Annotated in this window: 22 protein-coding genes; 6 read left to right on the top strand and 16 right to left on the bottom strand. The window is 60.5% G+C overall.

What is annotated here, in order from left to right; translation table 11 throughout:
- Window positions 1-78: 78 nt before the first annotated feature.
- From ACZRMH_RS16935 to ACZRMH_RS17005, 15 genes are all read right to left on the bottom strand, one after another.
- Window positions 79-1,185, bottom strand: a complete 1,107-nt coding sequence (locus tag ACZRMH_RS16935) for an NAD(P)H-dependent flavin oxidoreductase (protein ID WP_464014397.1) — start codon at window positions 1,183-1,185, stop codon at window positions 79-81.
- Window positions 1,182-2,087 carry an enoyl-CoA hydratase gene (locus ACZRMH_RS16940; RefSeq protein ID WP_464014398.1) on the bottom strand — a complete coding sequence of 302 codons (906 nt, stop codon included), beginning with the start codon at window positions 2,085-2,087 and terminating at the stop codon, window positions 1,182-1,184. Before ACZRMH_RS16940 ends, ACZRMH_RS16935 begins: the two co-directional genes overlap by 4 nt.
- A gap of 15 nt (window positions 2,088-2,102) precedes the next feature.
- Entirely contained in the window at window positions 2,103-2,900 is a 798-nt protein-coding gene (locus ACZRMH_RS16945) for a CoA-transferase subunit beta (protein WP_464014399.1), read from the bottom strand.
- Window positions 2,901-2,911: 11 nt separating this feature from the next.
- A complete protein-coding gene (locus ACZRMH_RS16950) occupies window positions 2,912-3,787 on the bottom strand; it encodes a CoA transferase subunit A (RefSeq protein WP_464014400.1) in 876 nt (291 codons plus the stop codon).
- Between the two features lie 9 nt (window positions 3,788-3,796).
- Window positions 3,797-4,690 (bottom strand): VOC family protein, encoded by an 894-nt coding sequence (locus tag ACZRMH_RS16955; protein WP_464014401.1) that lies wholly within the window; start codon window positions 4,688-4,690, stop codon window positions 3,797-3,799.
- A 225-nt stretch (window positions 4,691-4,915) separates the two neighbouring features.
- The gene (locus ACZRMH_RS16960; RefSeq protein ID WP_464014402.1) at window positions 4,916-5,653 is read right to left on the bottom strand and encodes a purine nucleoside phosphorylase YfiH/LACC1 family protein; all 738 of its coding nucleotides are present in this window, start codon (window positions 5,651-5,653) and stop codon (window positions 4,916-4,918) included.
- A 319-nt stretch (window positions 5,654-5,972) separates the two neighbouring features.
- Window positions 5,973-6,911, bottom strand: a complete 939-nt coding sequence (locus tag ACZRMH_RS16965) for a bifunctional OB-fold nucleic acid binding domain-containing protein/MaoC family dehydratase (protein WP_464014403.1) — start codon at window positions 6,909-6,911, stop codon at window positions 5,973-5,975.
- A gap of 5 nt (window positions 6,912-6,916) precedes the next feature.
- Entirely contained in the window at window positions 6,917-8,128 is a 1,212-nt protein-coding gene (locus tag ACZRMH_RS16970; protein ID WP_464014404.1) for a thiolase family protein, read from the bottom strand.
- Window positions 8,129-8,270: 142 nt separating this feature from the next.
- Window positions 8,271-9,938 carry a DUF1302 domain-containing protein gene (locus tag ACZRMH_RS16975; RefSeq protein WP_464014405.1) on the bottom strand — a complete coding sequence of 556 codons (1,668 nt, stop codon included), beginning with the start codon at window positions 9,936-9,938 and terminating at the stop codon, window positions 8,271-8,273.
- A 64-nt stretch (window positions 9,939-10,002) separates the two neighbouring features.
- A complete protein-coding gene (locus tag ACZRMH_RS16980; RefSeq protein WP_464014406.1) occupies window positions 10,003-11,088 on the bottom strand; it encodes an MBL fold metallo-hydrolase in 1,086 nt (361 codons plus the stop codon).
- A complete protein-coding gene (locus ACZRMH_RS16985) occupies window positions 11,081-12,943 on the bottom strand; it encodes a long-chain-acyl-CoA synthetase (RefSeq protein WP_464014407.1) in 1,863 nt (620 codons plus the stop codon). The genes ACZRMH_RS16980 and ACZRMH_RS16985 overlap by 8 nt, the downstream gene beginning before the upstream one ends.
- On the bottom strand, window positions 12,940-14,013 hold the full coding sequence (locus ACZRMH_RS16990; RefSeq protein WP_464014408.1) for an alkene reductase: 1,074 nt from the start codon (window positions 14,011-14,013) through the stop codon (window positions 12,940-12,942). Before ACZRMH_RS16990 ends, ACZRMH_RS16985 begins: the two co-directional genes overlap by 4 nt.
- A 9-nt stretch (window positions 14,014-14,022) precedes the next feature.
- Window positions 14,023-14,652, bottom strand: a complete 630-nt coding sequence (locus ACZRMH_RS16995; RefSeq protein WP_464014409.1) for a nuclear transport factor 2 family protein — start codon at window positions 14,650-14,652, stop codon at window positions 14,023-14,025.
- 9 nt (window positions 14,653-14,661) lie between these two features.
- Window positions 14,662-15,435 carry an SDR family NAD(P)-dependent oxidoreductase gene (locus ACZRMH_RS17000; protein WP_464014410.1) on the bottom strand — a complete coding sequence of 258 codons (774 nt, stop codon included), beginning with the start codon at window positions 15,433-15,435 and terminating at the stop codon, window positions 14,662-14,664.
- Between the two features lie 22 nt (window positions 15,436-15,457).
- On the bottom strand, window positions 15,458-16,192 hold the full coding sequence (locus ACZRMH_RS17005; RefSeq protein ID WP_464014411.1) for an SDR family NAD(P)-dependent oxidoreductase: 735 nt from the start codon (window positions 16,190-16,192) through the stop codon (window positions 15,458-15,460).
- Between the two features lie 434 nt (window positions 16,193-16,626).
- Between ACZRMH_RS17005 and ACZRMH_RS17010 the strand changes: the two genes are divergently transcribed.
- The 6 genes from ACZRMH_RS17010 (at window position 16,627) to ACZRMH_RS17035 (ending at window position 22,398) form a co-directional block, all read left to right on the top strand.
- Entirely contained in the window at window positions 16,627-17,958 is a 1,332-nt protein-coding gene (locus ACZRMH_RS17010) for a spinster family MFS transporter (protein WP_464014412.1), read from the top strand.
- Window positions 17,959-17,975: 17 nt separating this feature from the next.
- Window positions 17,976-18,803: an alpha/beta fold hydrolase gene (locus ACZRMH_RS17015; RefSeq protein ID WP_464014413.1), complete on the top strand. Its 828-nt coding sequence runs from the start codon at window positions 17,976-17,978 to the stop codon at window positions 18,801-18,803.
- A 75-nt stretch (window positions 18,804-18,878) separates the two neighbouring features.
- The gene (locus ACZRMH_RS17020; protein ID WP_464014414.1) at window positions 18,879-21,008 is read left to right on the top strand and encodes an oxidoreductase; all 2,130 of its coding nucleotides are present in this window, start codon (window positions 18,879-18,881) and stop codon (window positions 21,006-21,008) included.
- Between the two features lie 145 nt (window positions 21,009-21,153).
- Window positions 21,154-21,507 carry a VOC family protein gene (locus ACZRMH_RS17025; protein ID WP_464014415.1) on the top strand — a complete coding sequence of 118 codons (354 nt, stop codon included), beginning with the start codon at window positions 21,154-21,156 and terminating at the stop codon, window positions 21,505-21,507.
- A gap of 268 nt (window positions 21,508-21,775) precedes the next feature.
- Window positions 21,776-22,099 carry a type II toxin-antitoxin system RelE/ParE family toxin gene (locus tag ACZRMH_RS17030; RefSeq protein ID WP_464014416.1) on the top strand — a complete coding sequence of 108 codons (324 nt, stop codon included), beginning with the start codon at window positions 21,776-21,778 and terminating at the stop codon, window positions 22,097-22,099.
- Window positions 22,096-22,398: an addiction module antidote protein gene (locus tag ACZRMH_RS17035; RefSeq protein ID WP_464014417.1), complete on the top strand. Its 303-nt coding sequence runs from the start codon at window positions 22,096-22,098 to the stop codon at window positions 22,396-22,398. Before ACZRMH_RS17030 ends, ACZRMH_RS17035 begins: the two co-directional genes overlap by 4 nt.
- Window positions 22,399-22,469: 71 nt before the next feature.
- Here ACZRMH_RS17035 and ACZRMH_RS17040 read toward each other — a convergent pair whose 3' ends face one another.
- Entirely contained in the window at window positions 22,470-23,852 is a 1,383-nt protein-coding gene (locus tag ACZRMH_RS17040) for a DUF1329 domain-containing protein (RefSeq protein WP_464014418.1), read from the bottom strand.
- Window positions 23,853-23,940 lie beyond the last annotated feature (88 nt).

Consider the following 23,940-nt stretch of genomic DNA (forward strand, 5'->3'; position numbering starts at 1 on the left):
ATCAGGTTCTATGCCCCAGTGCCTTAATGGCGCCAGTTTTGTATCAGGAGAAATGCAGTTACAGCATTTAGAGGCGTTTCAGATAGCTGCTGGCTCCAGCGCCTGACAGCGCGTTGGCGAATGACGTGCGCTCACCGCGAGCAGACAACGCTCGGCCTCTTGCACCATCTCGTCGATCAGGGTCTGGCAGCTTTTAAGTTCGCCAATGGCGGCCGCCACCTGGCCGCACGGCAGGATGCCTTCATCGGGCACGCCATCGACCATCGAGCGCTGCAACAACACCGGCTGGTTGGCCGCCATCACGGTTTGCGCCAAGGCGCCGGGGTCTTCCTTCACCGATTGGGCAAACACACCGAGCATATGCCCAAGGCTCATGCCGGTCTGCTGCTTCCAGTGCCAGGCGCTACCCAGGGCAATACGCAGACGGCCAAAGGCGCTGGCCTTTTCCAGGCGATTGATAAAAGCGTTTTCAATCATCCGGTGGCGCATGCCATCCACCGCCAGGGTCACGCGGATTTTTTGCGGGTCGGCGACTTTTACATAGCGCTCCAGGGTTGCAATGGGGGTAGGCGATTCCTGGGTCATCAAAAACCGCGTACCCATGGCGATCCCGGCCGCGCCGGTAGCCAGTGCCCCGGCCAGCCCGCGGCCGGTGGAATAACCGCCCGCGGCAATCACCGGTACCTGCACTGCATCCAGCACCTGGGGCAACAAAATGGTGCTCGGCACACCACCGGTATGCCCGCCTCCTTCACCGCCCTGCACGGTAATCATGTCCGCGCCCAGCTCCACGGCCTTGATCGCGTGTTTGAGCGCACCCACGGTAGGAATGCACAACACCCCGGCCTTCTTGAAACGCTCGATGGTCTGGCGATCCGGACCACGGCCATAACTGACAGCACGCAAACGGTACTCGATGGCCAGGTCCACGCACTGCGCGGCATTTTCCTGGAACATATGAAAGTTGAGACCGAAATTGCTGCCACCGGTGGCTTCGATCACCCTCTGGATTTCAGCTTCCAGTTTGTCCGCTGCAAGGGTCGCACCGGCCAGAAAACCGAAGGCTCCGGCGCGCGTACTGGCGATCACCAGATTGGCGTCCGCCACCCAGCCCATGGCGGTTTGCACGATGGGATAGCGGCAGCCCAGAGCAGCAGTCAATGCCGTTTGCAGATACTCGCTCATTGACGCTCTCCCGCAGCGTTCTTGTTCGCTTCAATCATGGCCTTGGCATCGTAGCCGCCCAGCTTGTCTCCCGAGAGCAGCTCGTTATGACTATGAGCGAAGTGATGCCAGGCAAATACCGCATCCATGGCCGTGCGCTTGCCCTGCAAGTCTTCAACATGGTTGATCGCCTGCTTGGTCAGGGCCAGGCCCATGCGTGGCTGTTTGCCAATGGCAGCGGCCAGGGCATAGGTGCCCGCTTCCAGCTCATCACGGGCAAACAGGCGGTTGACCATGCCCATTTGATAGGCACGTGCGGCGCTCATGCGGTCGCCGGTAAACAGAAACTCCTTGGCAATGCGCGGGTTCAGTTCGTAGGGGTGGGCAAAATACTCCACCCCCGGAATGCCCATGCGCACCACCGGGTCCTGAAAAAATGCCTCGTCACTGGCCACGATCAGATCGCACACCCAGGCCAGCATCAGCCCGCCGGCAATGCACGCGCCCTGCACCATGGCGATGGTCGGCTTGGGCAGTTCGCGCCAGCGCCGGCACATGCCCAGGTAGACTTCCTGCTCGCGGGCATACAGGTACTCGCCACCGGGCTTGTTGGTGTGGTCCCACCACAGGCTGGCGCGATCGAACTGCTTGTTGATATCGCGCCCCGGGGTACCGATATCGTGCCCCGCCGAGAAGTGCTTGCCATTGCCGCGCAGCACGATGACCTTCACTGCGTCATCATTCACGGCGCGGCGAAAGGCATCGTCCAGGGCATAGGTCATCTGCGAGTTTTGCGCATTGTTGACCGTGGGCCGGTTCATCGTCACCGTGGCGATGCCATCGGCCACGGCATAGAGCACCGGCTCTTCGGTTTCATACACAGCGGTATCAGCCCGCTGCACAAATTCGCTGTCGCGGCTCATATGAGCTCCTTGCCTTCAGGCTTGGCGGATACCGGGCGGGTTGCCCTTGAGCGCGGCTGCGCGATAGTCGTGGGGGTCCAGACGGCGGATCAGCGCCAGTTGCTCCGGGGTCGGGGCCACGGTCTGCTTGAGGTCGGCCGCCTTGAGCAGCGGGAAGCCGGTTTTTTCCTGGACTTCTGCAAAACTTACGCCGGGGTGCAGGGAGCGCACCTGAACCGCACGATCAGGCCCGCCAAAGTCCATCACGCAGAGATCGGTGACAATCAGGCGGATATCCATCAGGTCGCGGCGCATGCCCTCTTCCCAGCGCTCGTCCTTGAAGCCCACGCCCGAGACCATGTCCACTTCACCCGAGACAAAAGCGCGGGTGTTATGGACCGGGACAAAAAACGAGTTGATATGGTTGATGCTGTTGCCCGGCAAGCCGCGCACCCCGAGCATGGCCACCTTGGGTTTTTGATAGTCGCCAATGCACGACAGGTTGGTCTGGCCCCAGCGGTCGATCTGGGTCGGGCCGATCATCGCGTGGCGACGCCCGCCCCAGACACACTCAAACACCCGCTCGAACGACAGATAGCCCGAGTAGCGCGGCTGGTAATCGCCACGCGGCCCCAAAGGAATCGGCTCTTCCACCAGAAAGGCTTCGCTGTCGGTCATCAGCAGCTCAGGGCTGTGGCTCAGCTTGGCCAGGCTCGCGCCCAGACGCGGGATCACACCCAGGCCCGAAGCGATCACTTCACCATTGCCGCGCCAGGCTTCACAGGCGGCCACGATCAACAATTCGGCCAGGGTAAATTCGCAAGTAGCAGTCATGTGCAAACTCCTTAAAACACGGGCAGCGGCAAAGCGCTGAGTCGATCGACACCGCCATTGCTGGCCTGATAGGCGCTTTCGCCCGGCGTTACAAACTCGGCCATATAGCCTGCCCAGCCGCCCTCTTCAGCGGCGCTGGCGCTGTAGCGCTTGAGGTGGCTCATATCCCAGCCGTAGTCGGACGGGCAGGAGGTCGGGTGCGCGCCAAAGGGGGCATGGACTACGCCGCTGACCAGATAACGCTCGAAGGTGTTGAAGCGGGCCTGGGTCGCATCCAGGCTCAAGCGCTCTTCAATGCGTTCACAGGAGACAAAGCATTGCTTCGCAGCGCGGGCATACAGATGGTCAAAGTAAGGATCGGGACCGGTGACCAGGGTGTTGCCGAGACGGTCTGCCACGTTGACGTGCAAAAAGGCGATATCCAGGTTCAGCGCGGGCATGGCCAGCAGCACCTCACCATCGTCATAGGGCGACTGCACCTGCTTGATCTCGGGGTTCAGACGGCTGACATCGGTGGCCAGGCCGCAACGGCTCGGCAGAAACGGCAAGCGCATGCCGGCGGCGCGCAGGCCCCATTGCAGCATGCCTTCGTCCAGTTCCATCAGTTCCAGTTCACCGGCCTCACGGGCCTTGCGAAAGTAGGCTTCGAGGGGGATGGCATCGAGGGTGGCAAAGCCGAACACCAGTTTTTTGACCTTGCCGGCAGCGCAGAGCATGCCGACCTCGGGGCCACCATAGGCCACCACGGTGAGGTCCTTGACGTCCGAGCGCAGGATCTCGCGCACAATTGCCATGGGCTTGCGCCGCGGGCCCCAGCCGCCGAAGCCGATGGTCATGCCGTCACGCAACTGGCCGACCACATCTGCCGCTGTCATTTGCTTGTTCATGGTGACTCCTTACTGTTCCTGGCCCACGGAGAAATCGTGGCCCCACAGGCTTACCCGGGTGAATTCAAAAGCGCTGTGCTCCTGCCAGTCCACCAGCAGGCCGCCATAGCCGTACTCCAGGTCAAAGCCTGAAGGGGTTTTCATATAAAACGAGGTCATGCGGTCGTTCAGGTGCTGGCCGAGGGTGGCCGACAACGGCACGTTGTGAGCGATACGCCGGTCATGGGCGCGGCCGACTTCGGTCATGGAATCAACCTCGACCATCACATGCACACAACCGGACGGCACCGGGTACTCGGCCAGGGCCAGGCTGTGGTGACGGCTGTTTTTGCAATGCAGAAAGTGGATGCGGACCGGTGGTGCCGAAGGGTCGGGGCGGAAGTTGAAGATGTCCGATAGTTCAAAGCCGAGCACGTCCTTGGCAAAGGCCAGGGTGGCATCGAAATTCGGCGCGGGCAGCACGGTGTGGCCCAGGCCCATATCGCCGGTGACAAAGCCCGGCACGCCTTGCGGCGAGATAAACGGCTGGCAGTCGGAGCGATGGCCCCAACTCAGTTCATGGCGATTGCCCGAGGGGTCGGTAACGTGCAGCAGCGCTTGAACACCGCGCTGATCACATTGTTCGCTCGTACCCAGGTGCCAGTTCACATCGGCCTGGTCCAGCACTTGGATGGCGGTATTGAAAGCTTTTTCGCTGGCCAGCTCCCAACCGGAAGCCAGGTAGCGCGACTCGCCGCCGGGCACGATCAGCATGCGAAACGGACGCTCGTCCATCTTCACATACAGGCCGTCTGCGGGGGCTTCGCTGACCATCATCCCGAGCACGTCTTCGGCATAGCGCTGCCATTGAACGGGGTCGGCGGACTCTGCAACGAAGTAGCTCAAACCACGAATGTCGATCATGTGCCTGCTCCTCAATGCCTGTATTTATTGGCTTGGAGCAGTATGGTAAGGAAGGGGGTTGGGTTCATCGTCCGTTGAGACTAAAGCAGCCCTCACCCCAACCCTCTCCCGGAGGGAGAGGGGGCTGATTGGGGGATATTGAAGATTTACTGCCGCCTGTACGTGCAGTTTTGAATCCATAATCGACTCGACATTTCAGGTCGATGGATCAAACAAAATAGAAAATCAGTACAGCTCGCAGGGCGCCTTCAGTCTGATCCATGAGTACTGGAAGGCTTTAGGCTCACTAAAATGAACTCTGCGTCTGTAACTACCAAACTCCATGCCCGAACAATAAGTACACTTGTCCACCACATTGATCTGCTCACTCTCCACCCCAACAGCTTCAAGCAAATACTTGCAATACAGAGACAGATCAAGCCAGGCATTAGCGTGGGTGGCCGTTGCACTCACGCCCAATGATATCTTTGAAGCAGCTCGTTGAGTAACCGTCCAGGGCGCAGGTCTTCCACGCCACAAATGCCCATGCACTGACTCAATTTTCCCGATCAGGGGCAAATCAACCTCATAGCAGCACGCCTGTATGGCGGGCCCTATTCCAACGTGAAGATATTGAAGGGAGATTCCGGATTTTTGAAAAGCGTTAAATGAGTTCTCTATGACGCCGTCAACCAGGCCTTGCCATCCCCCATGAATGGCAGCAACAAATTGATCATGACTTGACCCAACCAGAATGGGTAAACAATCAGCGGTAACGACTGCTATGGGGCGAGTGGTTCCAGTAAAAACAGCGTCTGCCGCAATAGTGCCTGCCTGCTGCCTGGCACCCACTTGAATTACACCAGCGCCATTCTGCTGTGCGCAATAAAACAGGTCTTGAGGCTTTTCAGCGACCTCCGCAGTGCAGAAAGAATGGGAAATACCAGGAATGATATTTAAATTCTCACACACATACCCTGTCATAAATCACCTCTACAAAAATTTACCCACTGCTTCTGAACCCTTTGAATCAGTGCAGATCAACACTGCACTGTCGGCGCTATAAAATAGAAGCTTAGACCTTACGTGTGGCCTGTATTTAAAAGCAAATGCGCTGCCCTCACCCCAACCCTCTTCCGGAGGGAGAGGGGGCTGATTGGGGGATATTGAAGATTTACTGCCGCCTGCATGTGCTGTTTTGAATCCATAATCGACTCGACTTTTCAGGTCGATAGATCGTGTGGAACACCTCGGTCAGTCCCCTCTCCCTCCGGGAGAGGGCTAGGGTGAGGGGCTCTTGATTTTACATATACAAAATCACCAATTCATTGATCACCGATGGCCGCTCGCTGCCCAGCACATGGGTGTTGAGTTCCAGGGTCAGCTGGGTACCGCTCTTGACCCGTTCCACCTTTTTGACCCGCGCCCGCGCATGAATGGTCGAACCCGCTGGCACCGGCGCCGGAAAGCGCAAACGGTCTGAACCATAGTTGACCATATTGCTGAAACCGGTGATCTCATACCCAAGGTTGAGCTTCATCCGCGATTGCAGGATCTGCACCAGCGCACCGTGGGCAATAGTGCCGCCAAACGGGCTTTGCTTGCGCGCCCGCTCCGGGTCAGTGTGAATCCAGTAGTCATCACCCGACAGCTGGGCAAAGGTGTCGATCAACGCTTGATCCACCACCACCTGATTGCTCCAGGGACTGAACTCTTCACTGACCAGCGCCTGCAACGCAGCCTCGTCATCCAGGGCAATCTGGCGCACCGGGGCGACCTTTTCTGCAACCGGTTGCTCGACCACACGCTGTGCTTTCAACGCCTCTGCATCCTTGTCCAGGCCGGTAAAGCGCAGCAACCGATTGCCCTTGGCATCCACCTCGGCAAACACCGGTTGCAGGCGCATGCCCACTTTCACTTCAGCCTCGTCCAGCCCCACCAGATTGGTGTTGATACGCACGCCCTGATCCAACTCCACCACCGCGAGCATCTGCGGCATCTCATCGGCAAAGTCGGGCAAGGTGGCGATACGAGTAATGGTAAAGCTGTACAGCGTCGCCCCGCCGCTTACTTCACGCCAGGTCAGGGCATGGGTAAAACACGCCGGGCAATGCCGCCTCGGGTAGAACACCCAGTGGCTGCAGCGCTCACACTGCTGAATCAACAGGCGCTCAGCCTTTAGGCCTTCCCAGAACGGCGCAGAAATCTCGGTCGCAACCGGCATTGGTTTGTTATTCGACATTTGATTCAAGCTCCCTGAAGTATCAATGCGCCCTGCTCACTCATCACACCGCCGGTGCCTGAGACATACACCGTGTCGCAACGCTTGAGCTGACGCTCACCAGCCTCACCGGCTATTTGCGTCACGGCCTCGATCACCTGGCTCATGCCCCCCGCGGAACCTGCCTGGCCAAAGCTGAGTTGGCCGCCGTGGGTGTTCATCGGAAAGTCGCCGCGCCAGGTCAGGTCGTGCTCACGCACAAAGCTCATGCCCTCGCCCTTGGCGCAGAAACCGGCGTCTTCCAGGGTCAGCAAGGCGGTGATGGTGTAGCAGTCATAAATTTGTGCCGCATCCACATCGGCGGGCTTGAGCCCGGCCATCTCGAAAGCGCGGCGTGAGGCAGGCCCGATCGGGGTTTGCAGCATATCTTGGGCATAGGACGGCGACTTGAAGGCCAGGTGTTCGCCAAAGCCGGTGATCCACGACGGACGCTTGCGCGCGCGGGCTGCCACTTCTTTGGAGGCGATGATCATCGCCGCGCCACCGGCCACCGGCATGACGATTTCCAGTACATGCAACGGGTCAGCCACTTTTTTACTGGCCAACACTTGCTCGATGGTCAGCGGCTGCCCGTAGAACATCGCCTGCGGGTTGTACTGCGCATTGGTGCGCTGATCCACGGCGATTTTCGCCATTGCCCGGGGGTCATAGCCATACTGTGCGGCATAGCGCTGGGCGATCATGGCGTAGCCAGTGTTCTGGCCCATATGGCCGTAGGGCAGGTCGAACTCGGCCTCAGGTGCGCCAAATGCCGTGCTGTGGCCGCCAAAGCGCATGGCCCGAGCCATCCAGCTGGCATCTTCATCCGGGCCCATGGGCGCCATGCGCGCAGGCAATACGCAGAGTACCGCCTGGCACAAACCCAGCTCGATGGCGGCGGCTGCGCGCCAGACCATGCCCACGGAGGTACAGCCGCCAAGATCGACGACTTCGGCAAAGTTGAGACGCAAACCCAGGTATTCGGCGGCCATGGCCGGTACAAACACCGAAGCTTCATGAAATTGCGGGCCGTTGATCACCAGTCCGTCGAGGTCACTGGCCTGCAGGCCGGCATCCTGTAAAGCCTGGGCTGCCAGGTCGGCGACTTGCTCCAGATGGAACATGCGCGGGGCCGTGGCGTATTTCTCCGGTTTGTACTGCGCGCTGCCAACAATGGCTGCATGACCTTTAAGACCCATGGGTTTCTCTCTTTAATGTGCGCATCCAGTACTCCTTTGTGGGAGCGGGCTTGCTCGCGATACAGGCGACTCGGTTTGTCTGAAAACCGAGGTGATGCCATCGCGAGCAAGCCCACTCCCACACCTGAGGGCGGGGCGATTTTTAGAAGGTGTATTTCATCGAGAACGTGGCGTAGTCACGGTCTGCCAGCGGGCGATTGATGGGGTCCGGCGAACCCAGGTAGCCGATGTACTTGAACGACATTTCCAGGTTGCTCAGGTATTTGAAGGTGGTACCTGCGCTCAGGCGACGGTCACCCGCTACCCCGGCAATGGTCCCCGACATCGGCGCAGCACCGCTGAACACGTTCGAGAAGGTAAATGGCACCTCCAGGTCCCAGCCCTGGAACACACCCGGATAACTGAACGAGGCGCCCACGGTATAAGCACTCGCCGAGCGGCTGCGCCAGGCCGATGAAGTCTTGTAGGTGTAGTCATTGGACGGTTGCACCGACGGCGCCAGCGACGGCAACAATGGCAAGCCTTCAAGGTTCGGCGCTGCCGAAGTGTCGTCGGCATGATCGGCACGTACGGTGACGATTTCACCGGTCAGCGTGGTCTGGCTGGCCCATGGCCGGTCACCCAGAATGCGCATGGCCGAAAACTGCAGCTGCTGGCCCTTGCCCTTGGCAGGCACCGGCCCCAGCCCGGTATTGACCATCACCGGGGCACCGTCGCGATACGACCATTCCGCACCCAGCTGGTACTCGCCCAGCTTGGTGGTAGCACTGATACCGGTCAGCTTGATGTCCTCAAAATACTTGACCCGATACCCGTTGGCCTTGTACGCCAACCCGCCCGGCCCGGCCGGGATCGGGTCCCAGCCAACCAGAGCAGTGGCCGGGTTTTTATCGTGGTACACCACATGAAACAGCGACAGCTCAAGTTCGCTGACCGGGCGATAACGAATCTGCGCGCCCCACTGGCCACTGTCTCGCGGCTCATCGGTACCCAGATAAGGCACCTTGTTGGCGCCCATATACAAAAACTCGCGGCCCGGCCCGATCACATCCGAGGTCGACAGATAGCTGCCCACGGGTGGCAACTCGGTGCCCTTCCACTCGTACTGCACATAACCGCCCAGGGTGATTTCCGGGTTGATCCGGTACGACGCCGAGAACTGCCCCACCGGTAGCAACACTTCCTTGACCTCAACCCCGGGCTGCGCCGCCTTGACCGCATCGGACGGGTTCTGCACGCCGTTTACGCCGGGGTAGTACAGGCTCTCGCCCCACGATTCGATATGCCGACCGGCCTTGACGTCGAGCATGGTGTCGTTTTCGAAACGCCAGCCGCCAAACACATACGCGTCGAGCAGGCGGGTGCGGCCGCCACTGTAATAACGGGTGTCGCTGGTGAACTCGTCATTGCTGCCGTATTTGTTGACGGTGGCGGGTGAGTCGTTGTCGTTCTTGCGGTGGTAGACATCGTCGTAAAAGGTACTGGCACGCACCACGGCGCCATAGTTGTCCTTGCGCAGAATCATCTCGCCCAGCGCGCCCACCCGGTTGGTGGTGAGGCTGTGCTGTTCGAAGTTGCGGTTCGGGTCATCGGCGTTGACCCCCATCAGCCGGTCACTGGGGCTGGCCAGGCGCATGCCGATACCGTAGCTGGTGGTCACCGACCAATCGATAGTGGTGCCGTCATCGAATTCAATGGTATCCCCTGCCCACAGCGGACTGCTGACCAGTGCCACGGCAACTGCCAGGCCACTAACCTGATAGCTGTGCGGGCGCGGCCCAAGACATTTATTGTTATTTTTATTGATCACTCTGCCTCTCCTGATTCGCGACTCGGTGGCCGCTTCGATGGGTTCAAGCGTCATTGCGTTCTGCTCAAAACAACTCAAGCGGGTCGAACTTCACGACTCCTGTCGAGGCCACCCGATAACGATGCAGCCCTCCTTGCTCCTCACGAACGAGCGCCCCCTCGGCCATAAGGTAATTGGCGTGTGCCAACGTCTCGCCAAGCGCCATCAGTTCGTCAAAACGACCTGACAGCTTTTTAAACAGCACCGCCATCATCTCCAGCGCTGTACGCGGCTGCGCGCAGGCCTCAAGTAACTGCTGCAGATGATTGAGATGGTGATCTCGCAACTGATCCAGACGCAGATGCAGGTTGAAAAACGGCCGCTCATGGGCCGGCAGCACCAGCACGCTGTCGGGAATCACCCGCAGCCGCTCGATGGAGTCCAGCCAGTCGCGCAATGGGTTGGCGGCGGGTTCAGTGACATACACCGCAATGGTCGAAGTGATACGCGGCAGCACCTGATCGCCGGAAATCAGCAAGCCATCGTCTGGTGCATACAGGCAGGCGTGCTCAGGTGAGTGGCCGTTGCCCATCACCACCTGCCAGCGGCGCCCGCCGATGGTCAGTTCACTGCCGTGGCTTAAGCGGGTAAAACCCGCCACCAATTGCGGACGAAAATGTTCGCCCTGGATCAGCGGCAAAATGCCTAGGGTCTGCTCAGGACTGAACCCGGCCTTTTGATAGAAATCGACAAATGCCCAGTCCGGCTCTGCAGCACGGGGCGGGCCGTGGTGCAGGGCTTCGAACTCGTCGTGGGTCATCAGCACCGGGCAGCGAAAACGCTCGGCCAGCCAACCGACCACACCGGTGTGGTCGCTGTGAAAGTGGGTGCAGATCACCGCCTTGAGCGGCAAGCCTGCCATGACCTCGACAAACACCTGCTCCCACACCTCGCGGCATTGATCACTGTTCAGGCCGGTATCCACCGCCACCCAGCCGTCACCGTGGCGCAGCAGGTACAGGTTGATATGGTCGAGCCCGAACGGCAGCGGCATGCGCAGCCATAGCACGCCCTCGGCCACTTGCTGTACCTGGCCGCTGGCCGGAGCCTGGGGCCAGGGGTAGCGCAGCCCGTCACGCCATTGGTGACCCTGGGCGTCGAGTTCACTCATGGCCGTTACCAACAAAAGGCGGCAAACCGGCACGGGCCAGCACTTGCAGCGAGTACGGCTGATAGGTACCGGTGCTGTCATCGCGCACAAACAGCGGGTCAGCAAACAATTGCGGCGCATAGCCCTGGCGCTGCAAGTCGACCTTGCGCAGCTTGAAGGTGCTGGTCAGGTCAGCGGCTGGCGAAATCCGCACAAATATCGGTGCGGCATAACGGGGCAAGCGTGCTTCGGTCAGTGCATAGAACGCCTGCGGATCGAAGGCATGCCCGGGCTGCATCAGGATCGCCGCCATCCCGGCGCGACCTTCGTGCTCGGGCACCTGCACGCCGTACACGTTGATCAGCTCAAGGCCCGGCATATCGCTGAGGGTGTCGGCCACTTCCAGGGTCGAGACGTTCTCGCTTTTCCAGCGGAAGGTGTCACCGATGCGGTCGACAAAGTAAAAATAACCGTCGTCGTCATAGCGCAGCAAATCGCCCGAACTCCAGTAGGCATCGCCGCTCTGGAACACATTGCGGCGGATCTTGCTCTCGCTGGCAGCTGCGCTGGTATAGCCCTCGAAACGCCCGCCGCCAATCTGCGGATGGTCAACGATAAAGCCCATGGCTTCGCCCAGTTCACCGGGCTGGCACAGCTGGTAGAAACCGTTTTCATCCCGTGGGTGGCTGTCGCTTTCGACGTCGTAACGCACCAGGCGCAGGTTAGTGCGACTCCAGTCCGGCACACGACCGCAAGAGCCTACATAGTTGTCGACATTGATCAGGTTGGCATTGGCCTCGGTAGCACCCCAGCCCTCGAACACCTGCACCGGGCCGAAACGCTCCAGCCAGCGTTGCCACGACTCCGGCGTCAGGCCGGCGCCGAGCATGTAGCGCAAACTGTGCTCGCGCTCACCGGCCACCACTGGCTGGTTGAGCAGATAGCGGCAAATCTCGCCGATGTACTGGAACACGGTGATGCGGTTGCGGCGCACATCGGACCAGAATTCGCGCACGCTGAACTTGCGCCGCACCACGATGCTCGCACCCACTCGCAACGCCGTGGAGGTAACAGACGTGGCCGCCGCACCGTGATACAGCGGCAGGCAGCAATAAAACACGTCGTCACAGGTGGCACCCAGGGTGACTTCCATGACATCACCCGAGGACATCCAGCGCATATGGCTGTAGCGCGCCGCCTTGGGCAGGCCGGTGGTGCCCGAGGTAAAAATCAGCAGCGTGGTGGTTTCTGCGGTGATCGCGGCACGCACGTCACGAGGGAAAGCCGTGCCCGGTGCAGTGGCAATCAGCTCGCCAAACTGGCTGTCGACACTGGCTGGCAACTCACCCGCAAAAGGATTGAGCGAGTCTTCGACCAACCATAACGGCACATCGGGCAGGTCCTCAGTACCCAGCAGGTTGGCCAGGCATTCCTCACCTACCACCACGGCCTTGGCGGCCGTGGTTTGCAGTGCATGAACCAGCGGTTTGCCGTTGACCTGGGTATTGATAAAAGCCACCACTACGCCAAGCTTGACCAACCCGAACCAGCTGAAGAAAAACTGCGGGCGGTTTTCCATCGCAATCGCGCACACATCACCGGGGCGCAAGCCTTTGGCGTAGAACACGTGAGCCATGCGATTGGCCTGGGCATCGACGCTGGCGTAGCTGAAATGCTGCTCACCGTCGATCAGCAATGAGCGCTCAGGGAATGCTCGCGCCTGGGCTTCCAGGCGGTCGGCCAGGGTGTAAAGGTCGGCAGGCTTGATCTGCGCGCTGGCTGCAGAGCGCAGGTCGAGTAGCGCCTGGGTCTGTTCCCGTGGTACCGGTTGTTGTTTCGTTGTGGTCAGTGCGCTGATTCGCGACATATCGTTCATGGCGCCACCGCCTCGCCCAGCGGGTAATCGCTGTAGCCTTCAGGGCCGGGGGAGTACAGGGTTTTGCGGTCGAAACGGGCCAGAGGCAGGCCCTTGCGCAGACGCTCGACCAGATCCGGGTTGGCGATAAAGTGCCGGGCAAACGACACCGCATCACCCTGCCCGGCCTGCAATGCGGCTTCAGCAGACTCGCCGTCAAAACCGTCATTGAGAATCAGACCGTTGCTGCAATGGCGCTGGGCCAAAGCAAAGGCATCCAGCTCGCTCAGCGGCGAGCGCATGATATGCACGTAGGCCAGGCCCATGGGTTCGGCGGCCTTGCACAGCGCGACGGCTGTGGCCAACGGGTCTTCGTCAATGATGTCATTGAACGGGTTGCCCGGGCACAACCGCAGCGCCACACGCCCGGCACCAATGGCTGCAGCCATCGCCGCCAGCACCTGGGCCGGGAAGCGCACCCGGTTGTCGACGCTGCCACCGTACTGGTCTTCACGCAGATTGCTGCCCGAGGCCATAAATTGCATCGGCAGGTAGCCGCTGGTGCAGTGCAGCTCGACCCCGTCAAAACCGGCTGCGCGGGCATTCAGTGCGGCCTGGCGATATTCGTCGATCACCCGCTCGATGTCCTGCAGCGACAGGGCCTGAGGCTCGTCGGTATCGACCATCCCGACAGTGTCGGTAAACAGTTGGGTTCGGGCGCGCAAGGCAGAAGGTGCCACCGTGGCGGCGCCGGCCGGCTTGTTGTGAAAGCTGGAGGCGCGGCCCACGTGCATCAGTTGCAGCACAATCAAACCGCCTTCAGCATGGACCGCATCAGTCACCGCCTTCCAGGCAGCGATCTGCTCTGCGTTGTAAATCGCCGGGGTCCGGCAATAGCCCAGGCCACTGGCCGAAGGCGCGGTGCCTTCAGCCACGATCAGCCCGGCGCTGGCGCGCTGGCGGTAGTACTCAACCATCTCCGGGGTCGGTACGCCGTGCTGGTCGGCGCGACTGCGGGTCATGGGGGCCATGACAATGCGGTTGGCCAGTTGCAGCTCGCCGAGGCGCACAGGTTCAAACAAAATGCTCATAGATGATCCTCAGCGCACGCGAATTTTCGGTGCACCAGCCCCACGGCGCAGGGTGGCCAGAAAGTGTTCAACCGGGGCCGCTGTCGCCACTTGCGGCAGTTGCTCCTTGTCCGGGCGATTGGCCCAGAACTCGGTCCAGGACGGAAACAGGTCGTGAAAGGTCCCGGCGTAGGGTTCGCGCCCCGGCCAGCGCATTTTCTGCGTGCCGATCGGCGGTTTGTTGAGGTCACTGGCGTACCAGTAGCACGGCAGGCGACGGCGGAAATACCAGCGGCCCTGCATGCGCTCGTAGTCATCCCAATAAAGCATTTGCATGGTCACCCACTCGGGGCCGGTCTCATGCTCGTTCTTGGAATACACCACACCCACCGCATGGTCCGGGTCGGTGAACTCGATCAGGTGCTGGCCCAGGTGGTGCGAGGTGCCGTGAAACTGGTCGCGCAGGGTGTCATCGACCCAGGCTTTAAGGTGCGCACGCCCGGTCTTCTCGCGGCCGACACGGATATCTTCGGCGAACAGATTGACGTGGGCATCAAGGTCGCGCATATCCAGCGACAACGAATATTTGCCGGCCAACTGGCGGATTTCTTCAATTGACTCCAGCCGATCGAGACGTTCAAGCAAGGCGTTCTGTTGCATAAAAATTCCTTATTCCAATACCGTGTACAGCTCACTGCTGCGCCCGCCATCGACCGGCAGACAGGCGCCGGTGATATACGAAGCTTCATCGCTGGCCAGAAACAGAATGGCGTTAGCCACTTCCACCGGCTGGCCGACGCGCTTGAGCGGGATCAGTTTTTCGGTATTGATGCGGGTCTTGGCGTCGGTGAGCATGCCCGCGGTGGCAGGGGTTTCCACCACGCCAGGGCTGACCACGTTGCAGCGAATATTGTGGCTGGCGCCTTCGCTGGCGGCAGCGCGACTGAAGTTGATCACCGCCGCCTTGGCAGCGGAGTAACCGGCCATCCACGGCGTGCCGAACTGGCCACAGATAGAGGCCAGGTTGATGATCGAACCACCGCCCTGGGTGCGCATCAGGCCCATGGCCGTGCGGGTGCCCCAGAAAGTGCCGTCCACCGTGGTGGCGAAGTTGGAATGCCAGTCCGCGGTCGAGGTGCTGTCAATCGCGCCCCAGCTGTAGGCCATGGCGTTGTTGACCAGAATATCCAGGCGGCCGTGGCGCGTTGCAGCTTCGCCAATGGCTGCGACATAGGCCGCTTCATTGCTGACATCGGCCACCGCGCATTCGGCGCGGCCACCAGCATCGCGGATTTGTGCAGCAACGGCCTGCAATGGCTCGATACGCCGACCGCAGAGCACCACCAGGGCGCCCTCCTCGGCAAACCGCAGCGCCGTGGCCGCACCAATGCCGGAACCGGCGCCAGTAACAAATGCAACCTTGCCTTGTAAACGAGTACCCATGCTCTGCTCTCCCATTCGGCTGTCAGATAAACGCCATGCCGCCGTTGACCGCGAGGTTCTGGCCGGTGATAAACGCGGCGTCATCGCTGGCCAGGAAGGCTGCGACACGGGCGATTTCATCGGTTTCGCCCATGCGGCCCAGAGGGATAGCCTTGAGCATGCTTTGCATCCAGTCGTCCGGAATATCGGCCATCATCGGGGTGTTGGTGGGGCCGGGCACGATGGTGTTGACGCGAATGCCGTTACCGGCCAGTTCGCGGGCCATGCTGCGGGTCAGGCCCATTACACCGGCCTTGGCCGCGCAGTAATGGCTCGGGCCTTCACCGGTCAGGGCGGCGGTGCTGGAGATATTGATCACTACGCCAGGGGTGGCGGCCTGCAGCATCAGTTTCACGGCCTCACGACTGCAGAAAAAGGTGCCGGTGAGGTTGACGCCGATCACTCGCTGCCAGTGCTCGTCAGGGGTTTGCGCGAAGGCATCGATGGAGCCGATACCGGCGTTGTTGACCAGCACATCGAGGCTGCCGAAATGCGCGTGCACCGCAGCCATGGCGGTGGCGACCGAATCGCTGTCGGCCACGTTGCAGCTCACAGCCAGAGCCTGGTCGCCCAAGCCCTCAATGCTCTGGCGTGCGGCTTCAAGATTGATATCGGCCGCGACTACCTTGGCGCCCTGCTCGGCAAAATGGCGCACTATCGCCCGTCCCATGCCCTGGCCTGCGCCGGTTACAAAAGCCACCTTATTCAGCAATTTCATTCTGTTCTCCCACCTGCCCGATGTCGGCCCGCCGGTAAACCCGGACGGTGTATGGGAGCAATCATTGACTGGAGGAAAAAGCTGAACATCGTCCGATGGGACTAAGCATCTGTTCACTCGACCACAAATCCTGTGGGGCTTGCCTGCGATGCAGGGCGAACCGCAGTGATGCCATCGCGAGCAGGCTCGCTCCCACACAATGATCCCGGCAAGCTCCGAATTTTGTGAGCACCGCAAAACCTGTGGGAGCAGGCTTGCCTGCGATGGCATCCATGTGGTTCACCTGACAAATCGCAGCTGCATCGCGAGCAAGCCCGCTACCACAGAGTCCAATTGCACCGAGAACATGACCGGCTGGTCTAAATGGACGATGTACCTGCGACCCAGTTCGTGGAATAACTCATCCACTAGAACAAAAACCGGGAGAGCCCGTCGTGTCCATACCCTTGCGCCCCACCTGGCGAACTCATTACGCATTAGGCGTTTTGGCAGCCATCTATATCTTCAACTACATAGACCGGCTGCTGATGGCCATTTTGATTGAGCCGGTAAAAGCCGAGTTCGGCATTTCCGATACAGGTATCGGCCTGCTGTCTGGCGTGACCTTTGCGGTGTTCTACACCCTTTTCGGTTTTCCCCTGGGGCGCCTGTCCGACCGTATCGGGCGCAAGAAGGTGATTGCCTTCAGTTGCATTGCCTGGAGCGTCATGACCATCTTCTGCGGCTTCGCCGCCAGCTTTGCCATGCTGGTAATAGCGCGCATCGGGGTGGCCATCGGTGAAGCGGGGGGCACAGCGCCGTCCATGGCCATGGTCTCGGACCTGTACCCGCCCGAGCGCCGCTCAACCGCCCTGTCGGTTTTGATGCTCGGCTCAAGCCTGGGGGCGATTTTCGGCCTCGGGCTGGGTGGCTGGATTGCCCAGCATTACGGCTGGCGCTTCGCATTTGTGATCATCGGCGCCCCGGGGATATTTCTGGGCCTGCTGTTGCTGCTCACCGTGCGCGCGCCCAAACCTGCCAGGCTGGTCAGCGCCGATCAGGTGGCACAAGCCCACTGGGCGGTCACCGTACGCGAACTGTTCCAGACCCCGTCTTTTCTCTGGATCGTGCTCACCGGCGGCTCGGCAGCCATTGCCGGTTATGCCATTGGCACCTGGAGCCCAAGCTTTCTGATCCGCTCCCACGGTTTGAGCCTGCAGGACGCTGGCCTGCTGGCCGGGGTCGCAGGTGGCGCCGGGGCTACGTTTGGCACCCTGACCTGCGGCATTCTGTGCGACCGCCTGGCACGCCGTGACAAGGGCTGGCAAATCGGTGTGCCATTGCTCGGCACTCTGATCAGCATCCCTTTCGCCCTGGCCTATTTCCTGTGGCCGGTGGGCACTGCGTTTTATGTGGGCAACACCCCCGTGCCGACGGCCTTCCTGTTTTACAGCGTGTTCAGCTTTTTCGGCACCTGGTGGGCAACACCGTGCCTGGGCGCCATCTCCCACCTGTTTCCGGCCACCCGCCTGGCCCAGGCCACGGCAATTTTCGTGATGGCCATGACCCTGCTCGGCGTCGGCGTCGGCCCGCTGTTGATCGGCATGCTCAGTGACGGCTTCGCCCACAGTTTGGGTAACGAGGGCCTGCGCTATGCCCTGGCCTCCTGTGTTTCGCTGCTGGTGTTGGCCTCGGTGTTTCTGGCCATGGCCCTGCCGCGCTATCGCAACCACCTGATGAACAAGACCGCGACTGCGCCAACGCTGGCAGCTGCGGCCACCGCCTGACTTTTGGAGATTGAGAGATGACCGAACAAGACCTGCCCCTGCCCGTCGGCCACTTTGTGACACTGGACTGCGGCCTGCGCCTGCACTTTCTCGACGAAGGCAGCGGCCCGGTAGTGTTGTGGCTGCACGGCAGCGGCCCGGGCGCCAGCGGCTACAGCAACTTCAAAGGCAACTACCCGCAGTTCGTCGCCGCAGGCTTTCGCAATCTGGTGGTGGACCTGCCCGGTTTTGGTCGCTCCGACAAGCCGGAAGATGTGCAGTACGACCTCGACTTTTTCGTCAAGGCCATGTCGGGTTTTCTCAAGGCCGTAGGGGTCAAGCGCGCAACCCTGCTCGGCAACTCCCTGGGCGGTGCGATTGCCCTGGGCCTGGCGCTGGCCGAGCCCGAGCGGGTAGAAAAGCTGATTCTGATGGCCCCCGGTGGCGTTGAAGAGCGTGAAACCTATTTCAAGATGGTCGGTATCCAGCGCATGGTCGAACTGTACAACGCCGGCCCTCTGGGCATCGAGCAGATGCGCCGGATCATGAGCCTGCAACTGTTCGACAGTTCGCAACTGGACGACAACCTGCTGGCCGAGCGCGTTGCCGTGGCCGTACACCAGCCGCGCAATCTGTTTACCACCATGATGGTGCCGAACATGACCGAGCGCCTCGAAGAGTTGCAGGCACCCATCCTCGGTTTCTGGGGCACCGACGATAATTTCAACCCCGCCAGTGGTGCCCTGAAAGTACTCACCCATGCGCCCGATGCGCGCTTTATCATGCTCAACCAGTGCGGCCACTGGGTGCAGGTTGAGCACCGCGAGCTGTTCAACAAAGCCTGCCTGGAGTTTTTGCGCGGCTGATGTAAACACGCATGAACTGCGGCTGCCTGCAGGTGGCCGCGGCCCCTTCAAACACCCGCTCGGGCTGAAATAACAATGACAAAATACCCTCAGTTGCTGGCACCCGGTCGCATCGGTTCGATGGAACTGCGCAACCGCATCATCATGGCGCCCATGGGCTCCAATTTCGCCGAAGCCGACGGCCATTGCGGCGAGCGTATCCAGGCCTATTACGAAGCCCGCGCCCGTGGCGGCGCAGGGTTGCTGATCATGGGCGTGTGCTCGGTGGCGTTCCCCGCCGGGACCGCCGAGCCATTCCAGGTCGGTGTCTCCAGCGACGACTTTATCCCCGGGCTGAGCCGCCTCGCCGAACGCGTGCATCAGCACGGCGCAAAAATCGCCATGCAATTGCAGCACGCGGGCAAGACGTCGGTACGCGATATGGCCGAAGGTCGCCAGCTATGGGTGCCTTCAGTGCCACCGGTGCTGCAGAGCGACATGATGGCCGCGCTAACCCCCGAAGAGCTGGCCAACTTTGTCAGTTCCATGAAGCGCCGCGCCGAAGGTTCGCCGATCCGGGTGATGGACAGCACCGATATCGTGCAGATGATCGACTGGTTCGCCTGCGCCGCCGAGCGCGCCAAGCGCGCCGGTTTCGACGGCGTGGAACTGCATGCGGCGCACGGTTACATCATCGCCGGGTTCCTCTCGGGTTATTACAACCAGCGCGAAGACCAATACGGCGGTTGCCTGGAAAACCGTGCCCGATTGCTGCTGGAAATTATCGCGGCTGTGCGAGCCAGGGTTGGCAACGACTTTGCCCTGTGGCTGCGCCTGGATGCCGAAGAACTGCATACCCCCGGCGGTATCACGCTGGACGACGCCAAGGCCGTGGCGCGCATGGCTGAAGCGGCCGGCGTGGATGCGGTCAGTGTATCCGCCAGTGCCCGCATCACCAGTGGCGTGGTATTTACCGAGGCGCCGCTGGTGCACAAACCCGGGGGTTTTCTGGAGTGGACCGCCGCCCTCAAACGCAGCGTGCAAGTGCCAGTGATTGCCGTGGGCCGTATTGAACCAGAGGCCGGTGAGGCCGCGCTCAAACGCGGTGACTGCGACTTTATCGCCATGGCCCGCAAGCTGCTGGCCGACCCCGAACTGCCGAACAAACTGCTCCACGATCAGGAATCAAGTATCCGCCCGTGCATTTACTGTTATGTGTGCGTCAGCCAGATCTTCATCAACGAACGGGTCAAGTGCGCGGTCAACCCCATGACCGGCCATGAGTTCGAATATGTTATCGGCCCTGCCGCCGCCCCCAAACATCTGGTGGTGGTCGGTGCCGGGCCTGCAGGGATGGAAGCGGCCCGTGTTGCGGCCTTGCGCGGCCATCGCGTGACCCTGCTCGAACGCAGCGACCGCCTCGGCGGCACGCTGTTTTTTGCCGGGCTGGCCTATGCCGAAAACGCCCGTCTGCTGGACAACCTCAAGGTTCAGGTGCAGCAGTCATCCATTGATATTCGCCTTAATACAGCGGCCAGCCCTGCCCTGCTTCGCGACCTGAGTGCCGATCAGGTGCTGGTGGCCGTCGGTGCCGAGCGCGCGGCACCAGCGATTCCTGGTGCCGACCAGGACCATGTGTGGAGCGGCGACGAACTGCGACGCCTGATGACCGGTGACCGCGCTGAAGAAATTGCCAAACGCAAACTGTCCTTTACCCAGCGCACGCTGATGAAGGCCGGCAGTCTGACCGGCATTACCGACAGCCGCGAGGCCATGGAGAAACTGTCACGGGTGTGGATGCCGCTGGGCAAGCGCGTAACCATTATCGGTGGCGGGCTGGTGGGCCTGGAGCTGGCAGAATTTCTGATTGCTCGCGGGCGCCAGGTGACCGTGCTGGAAAGTGGCACACACCTGGGCCGCGAACTGGCCATTGTGCGCCGCTGGCGGGTGCTGCATGAGATTCGTGTACATGGCGGCGCATTGATTACCGGGGCCAGCGTCAGTGCGATTGACGGCCATTGCGTGCGCTATCAACTGACCGATGGTCAAGCAGGCGAAAGCCAGGCCGACTCAGTGGTGCTGGCCATCGGTGCCCAGCCCGATACCGGGTTGCTCGACGAGTTGACCCGTGCAGGCCTGAACGCCACCAGCATCGGTGACTGCCAGAGCATCGGTTATATCGAAGGGGCAATCAGTGCCGGGCACCGGGCCGGGCGCGAGGCCTGATCAAACCCTGGGCTAGCTGGACTGCTGTGGGAGCGGGTCTGTTCGCTCCCACAGCAGAGTTCACACTAACCTTCGGCGACAGGCACGGTTCAGGTAGTGACCAAGGCCCGGTTTATCTATAGTTGTCTCTCTCAAGGAGAGACTTATGACCACAGACCAACGCCACTACAAAATCGACAACATCGAATTCAACGTCTATGAAATCGCACGTAGCAAAGCCTTTTATGGCGCGGTCTTCGGCTGGACGTTCACTGACTATGGCCCTACCTACAGCGAGTTTACCGATGGCCGCCTGAGCGGCGGCTTTACAACCGGTGAGCCTGTTCGCCCCGGTGGCCCGCTGATCATTGTGTATGCCGAGGATCTGGCCCGGGCACAGCAGGCCATCAGCACAGCCGGAGGGCAGATTACCCGGCCGGAATTCAAGTTCCCGGGGGGCAGCCGCTTCCACTTCACCGACCTGGACGGCTACGAGCTGGCAGTCTGGTCCCAAGCATAACTACACCACCCTTTTGCAAAACCCTCCCCGCTTGGCAGCGGTAATGCCCTGTTGCATTAGCGCTGCCAACTGCCGCCCCGCGATTGCTACATAAGTAAAAAAGCCTGCACAACCTTGCGACCCGTCCTAATTGACCCTCGCTGCACCATGGCTCTAGCTTTTCGGCGGTCACCCTCAATCACATCGGATGTGGGTCTCATCGGACGAACAGCCGCATCGAGCGATTAAAAAACCATTGACCAAGGGTAGCTTCAAAGCTACATTTCTTATGATCGAGATAAGACATTACGTCAGCGAAACGGGTAACGACCATTACCAGCAGTGGCTGGACCATTTAAAGGATCCAACGGCCAAGGCGCGCATCACCGTACGGGTTAACCGGCTTTCAGCTGGCGCCTTTGGAGACTGCAAACCCCTGTGCCAGGGTGTGTGGGAGTTGCGTATAGATCACGGGCCGGGCTATCGGCTTTATTACGCTCAGGACGGCAAAAAGCTGATGCTGTTGCTGCTGGGTGGCGACAAGCGCCAGCAGCAGGCCGACATTGAAAAAGCCATACGCTGCTGGAACGAGTATCAAAAGAGGACGCCATGAACAAATCCAAGAGTCACGACGAATCCGTTATTGAAATGATCCGCCAGGATCCAGAATTTGCCATTGAATATCTGCGCATTGCCGTTGAAGAGCTGGATGAGGAAGGCGGCCAGGCCAGTTTTTTAACCGCGCTGCGCCATGTTGTCGAAGCACGGGGTGGCATGGCACAAGTGGCCGAAAAGGCCGGGCTCTCCCGCGAAAGCCTGTACCGTGCCCTTTCACCCAAGGGCAACCCCACACTGCGCACCATGCGTCAGGTGGTCCATGCCACTGGAATGACCTTTGCCTCACTGACCTGAGCAAAAGAAAAGCCCCGCCAGTGCAAACCGACGGGGCTTTAACTTGAAGCTTGCCGCTTGAAACTTGTCGCTTAGCGTCCCATCGCTCGCGCCGCATCGGCGGTGTACTGGTCAGGGGTAAACTTGCCTTCGTTGAGGATCGGGCCTTTCTTGGCTTCGTTGGTCATGCCGTAGCCGGTGTACTGCCCCGAGTTCAAGTCCATAAAGAACTGCGAACCCGCCTGCCAGCCGCTCATGTCCGGATGGTAGTAGTAGTTGATCATCGCGTGTTTCCACAGCTGCCCACGGGCATCGTAGTTATCCGCCATCACCGAGTTCCAGGTGTCCTCGTCGATAAACAGCACGCGCTTGCCGTACACGTGGCGGTAGCCTTCTTTCAGATCACCTTCCAGCACCCATACACGGCGCAGCTCATAACGCATCAGCTCCGGGTTGGGGTGATTGGGGGTGAGCATGTCGGCGTACTTCACCGTCCCGGCGTTGGGCTTGTAGGCATTGGCCGGGATGTAGACTTCACGCTTGCCGATCAGCTTCCAGCTGAAACGTTCCGGCGAACCGTTGAACAGGCGGTCTTCGTCGACCGTCATGGTGCCGTTGGTGCCGATCATCGGCTGGTCGTAGCCGTAACCCGGCAGCAACCGCACGCGGCGGGTCGACGGGCTGTAGCTCCAGGCCTGACGCGGGTTGGCCTGGAAGTCATAGGGTTCGTGGGAGATGCTGATCACGCCGTTGTCACGCGCCGGTTTAAGGGTGGTGTTGTTGCCCATGGCCTGAATCTTGTCTTCGGTTTTAGGCTCGACCAGCGGCGAGTTGGCCTGTGACAGCCCCCGTGCATAGGCCCGGCCCCAGCCGATGCTGCCATTGGGCAGTACGGAGGCCAGGTCGCTGGTTTTTTCTTCGGTCCAGGCACGCGCCGGTAGTTGGTGATTCCACAGCACTTCCATGCCGTTTTTCGGGATCGGGAACGGCACCTGGCCCAGACCTTCAATGCCCATGCCATCGTTGACCAGCTTGGCATTGAGGGCGTTTTTCATGGCGCGCTCGCACACGTAATCCGGGTAGCGGAAATCACGATGGCCGGGGTAGATATTCATCTTGTAGGTGGTCGGATAACGCTTGAGCAGGGCCTTCTGGCCTTCGCTCAGTTTGTCTTCGTACTGGGCCATGTTCTGCGCGGTGATCACCAGGATCGGCTTCTCTGCGGCGTAAGGGTCAACCGGCTGGTCACCGGAGAATTTCACATGGTTCCAGCCCGGCACTTCGCCCAGGTACTTGCCGGTATAGGGCGGAATGGTGCCCGCCGCGTTACCCGCCTGTTCGGCTCCGACACAGGTCAGCTCCTTGCCCAGTTTGGCCGCTTCTGCGGGCGATACCTGGGCGGATGCCGAACCGATGGCGACCACATTGACGGCCATGGCGGCTGCGAGCATTACGCCTGTTCTTGTTATTTTCATGTATTGCCTCCTACGCGATTAAAGCTTGCTGGGGGTATGCGTCCATTCTTCGCCAATCACAGGCGAGCACATCGTCCACTAAGACTAT

It is taken from the genome of Pseudomonas sp. B414 (genome assembly GCF_055408445.1).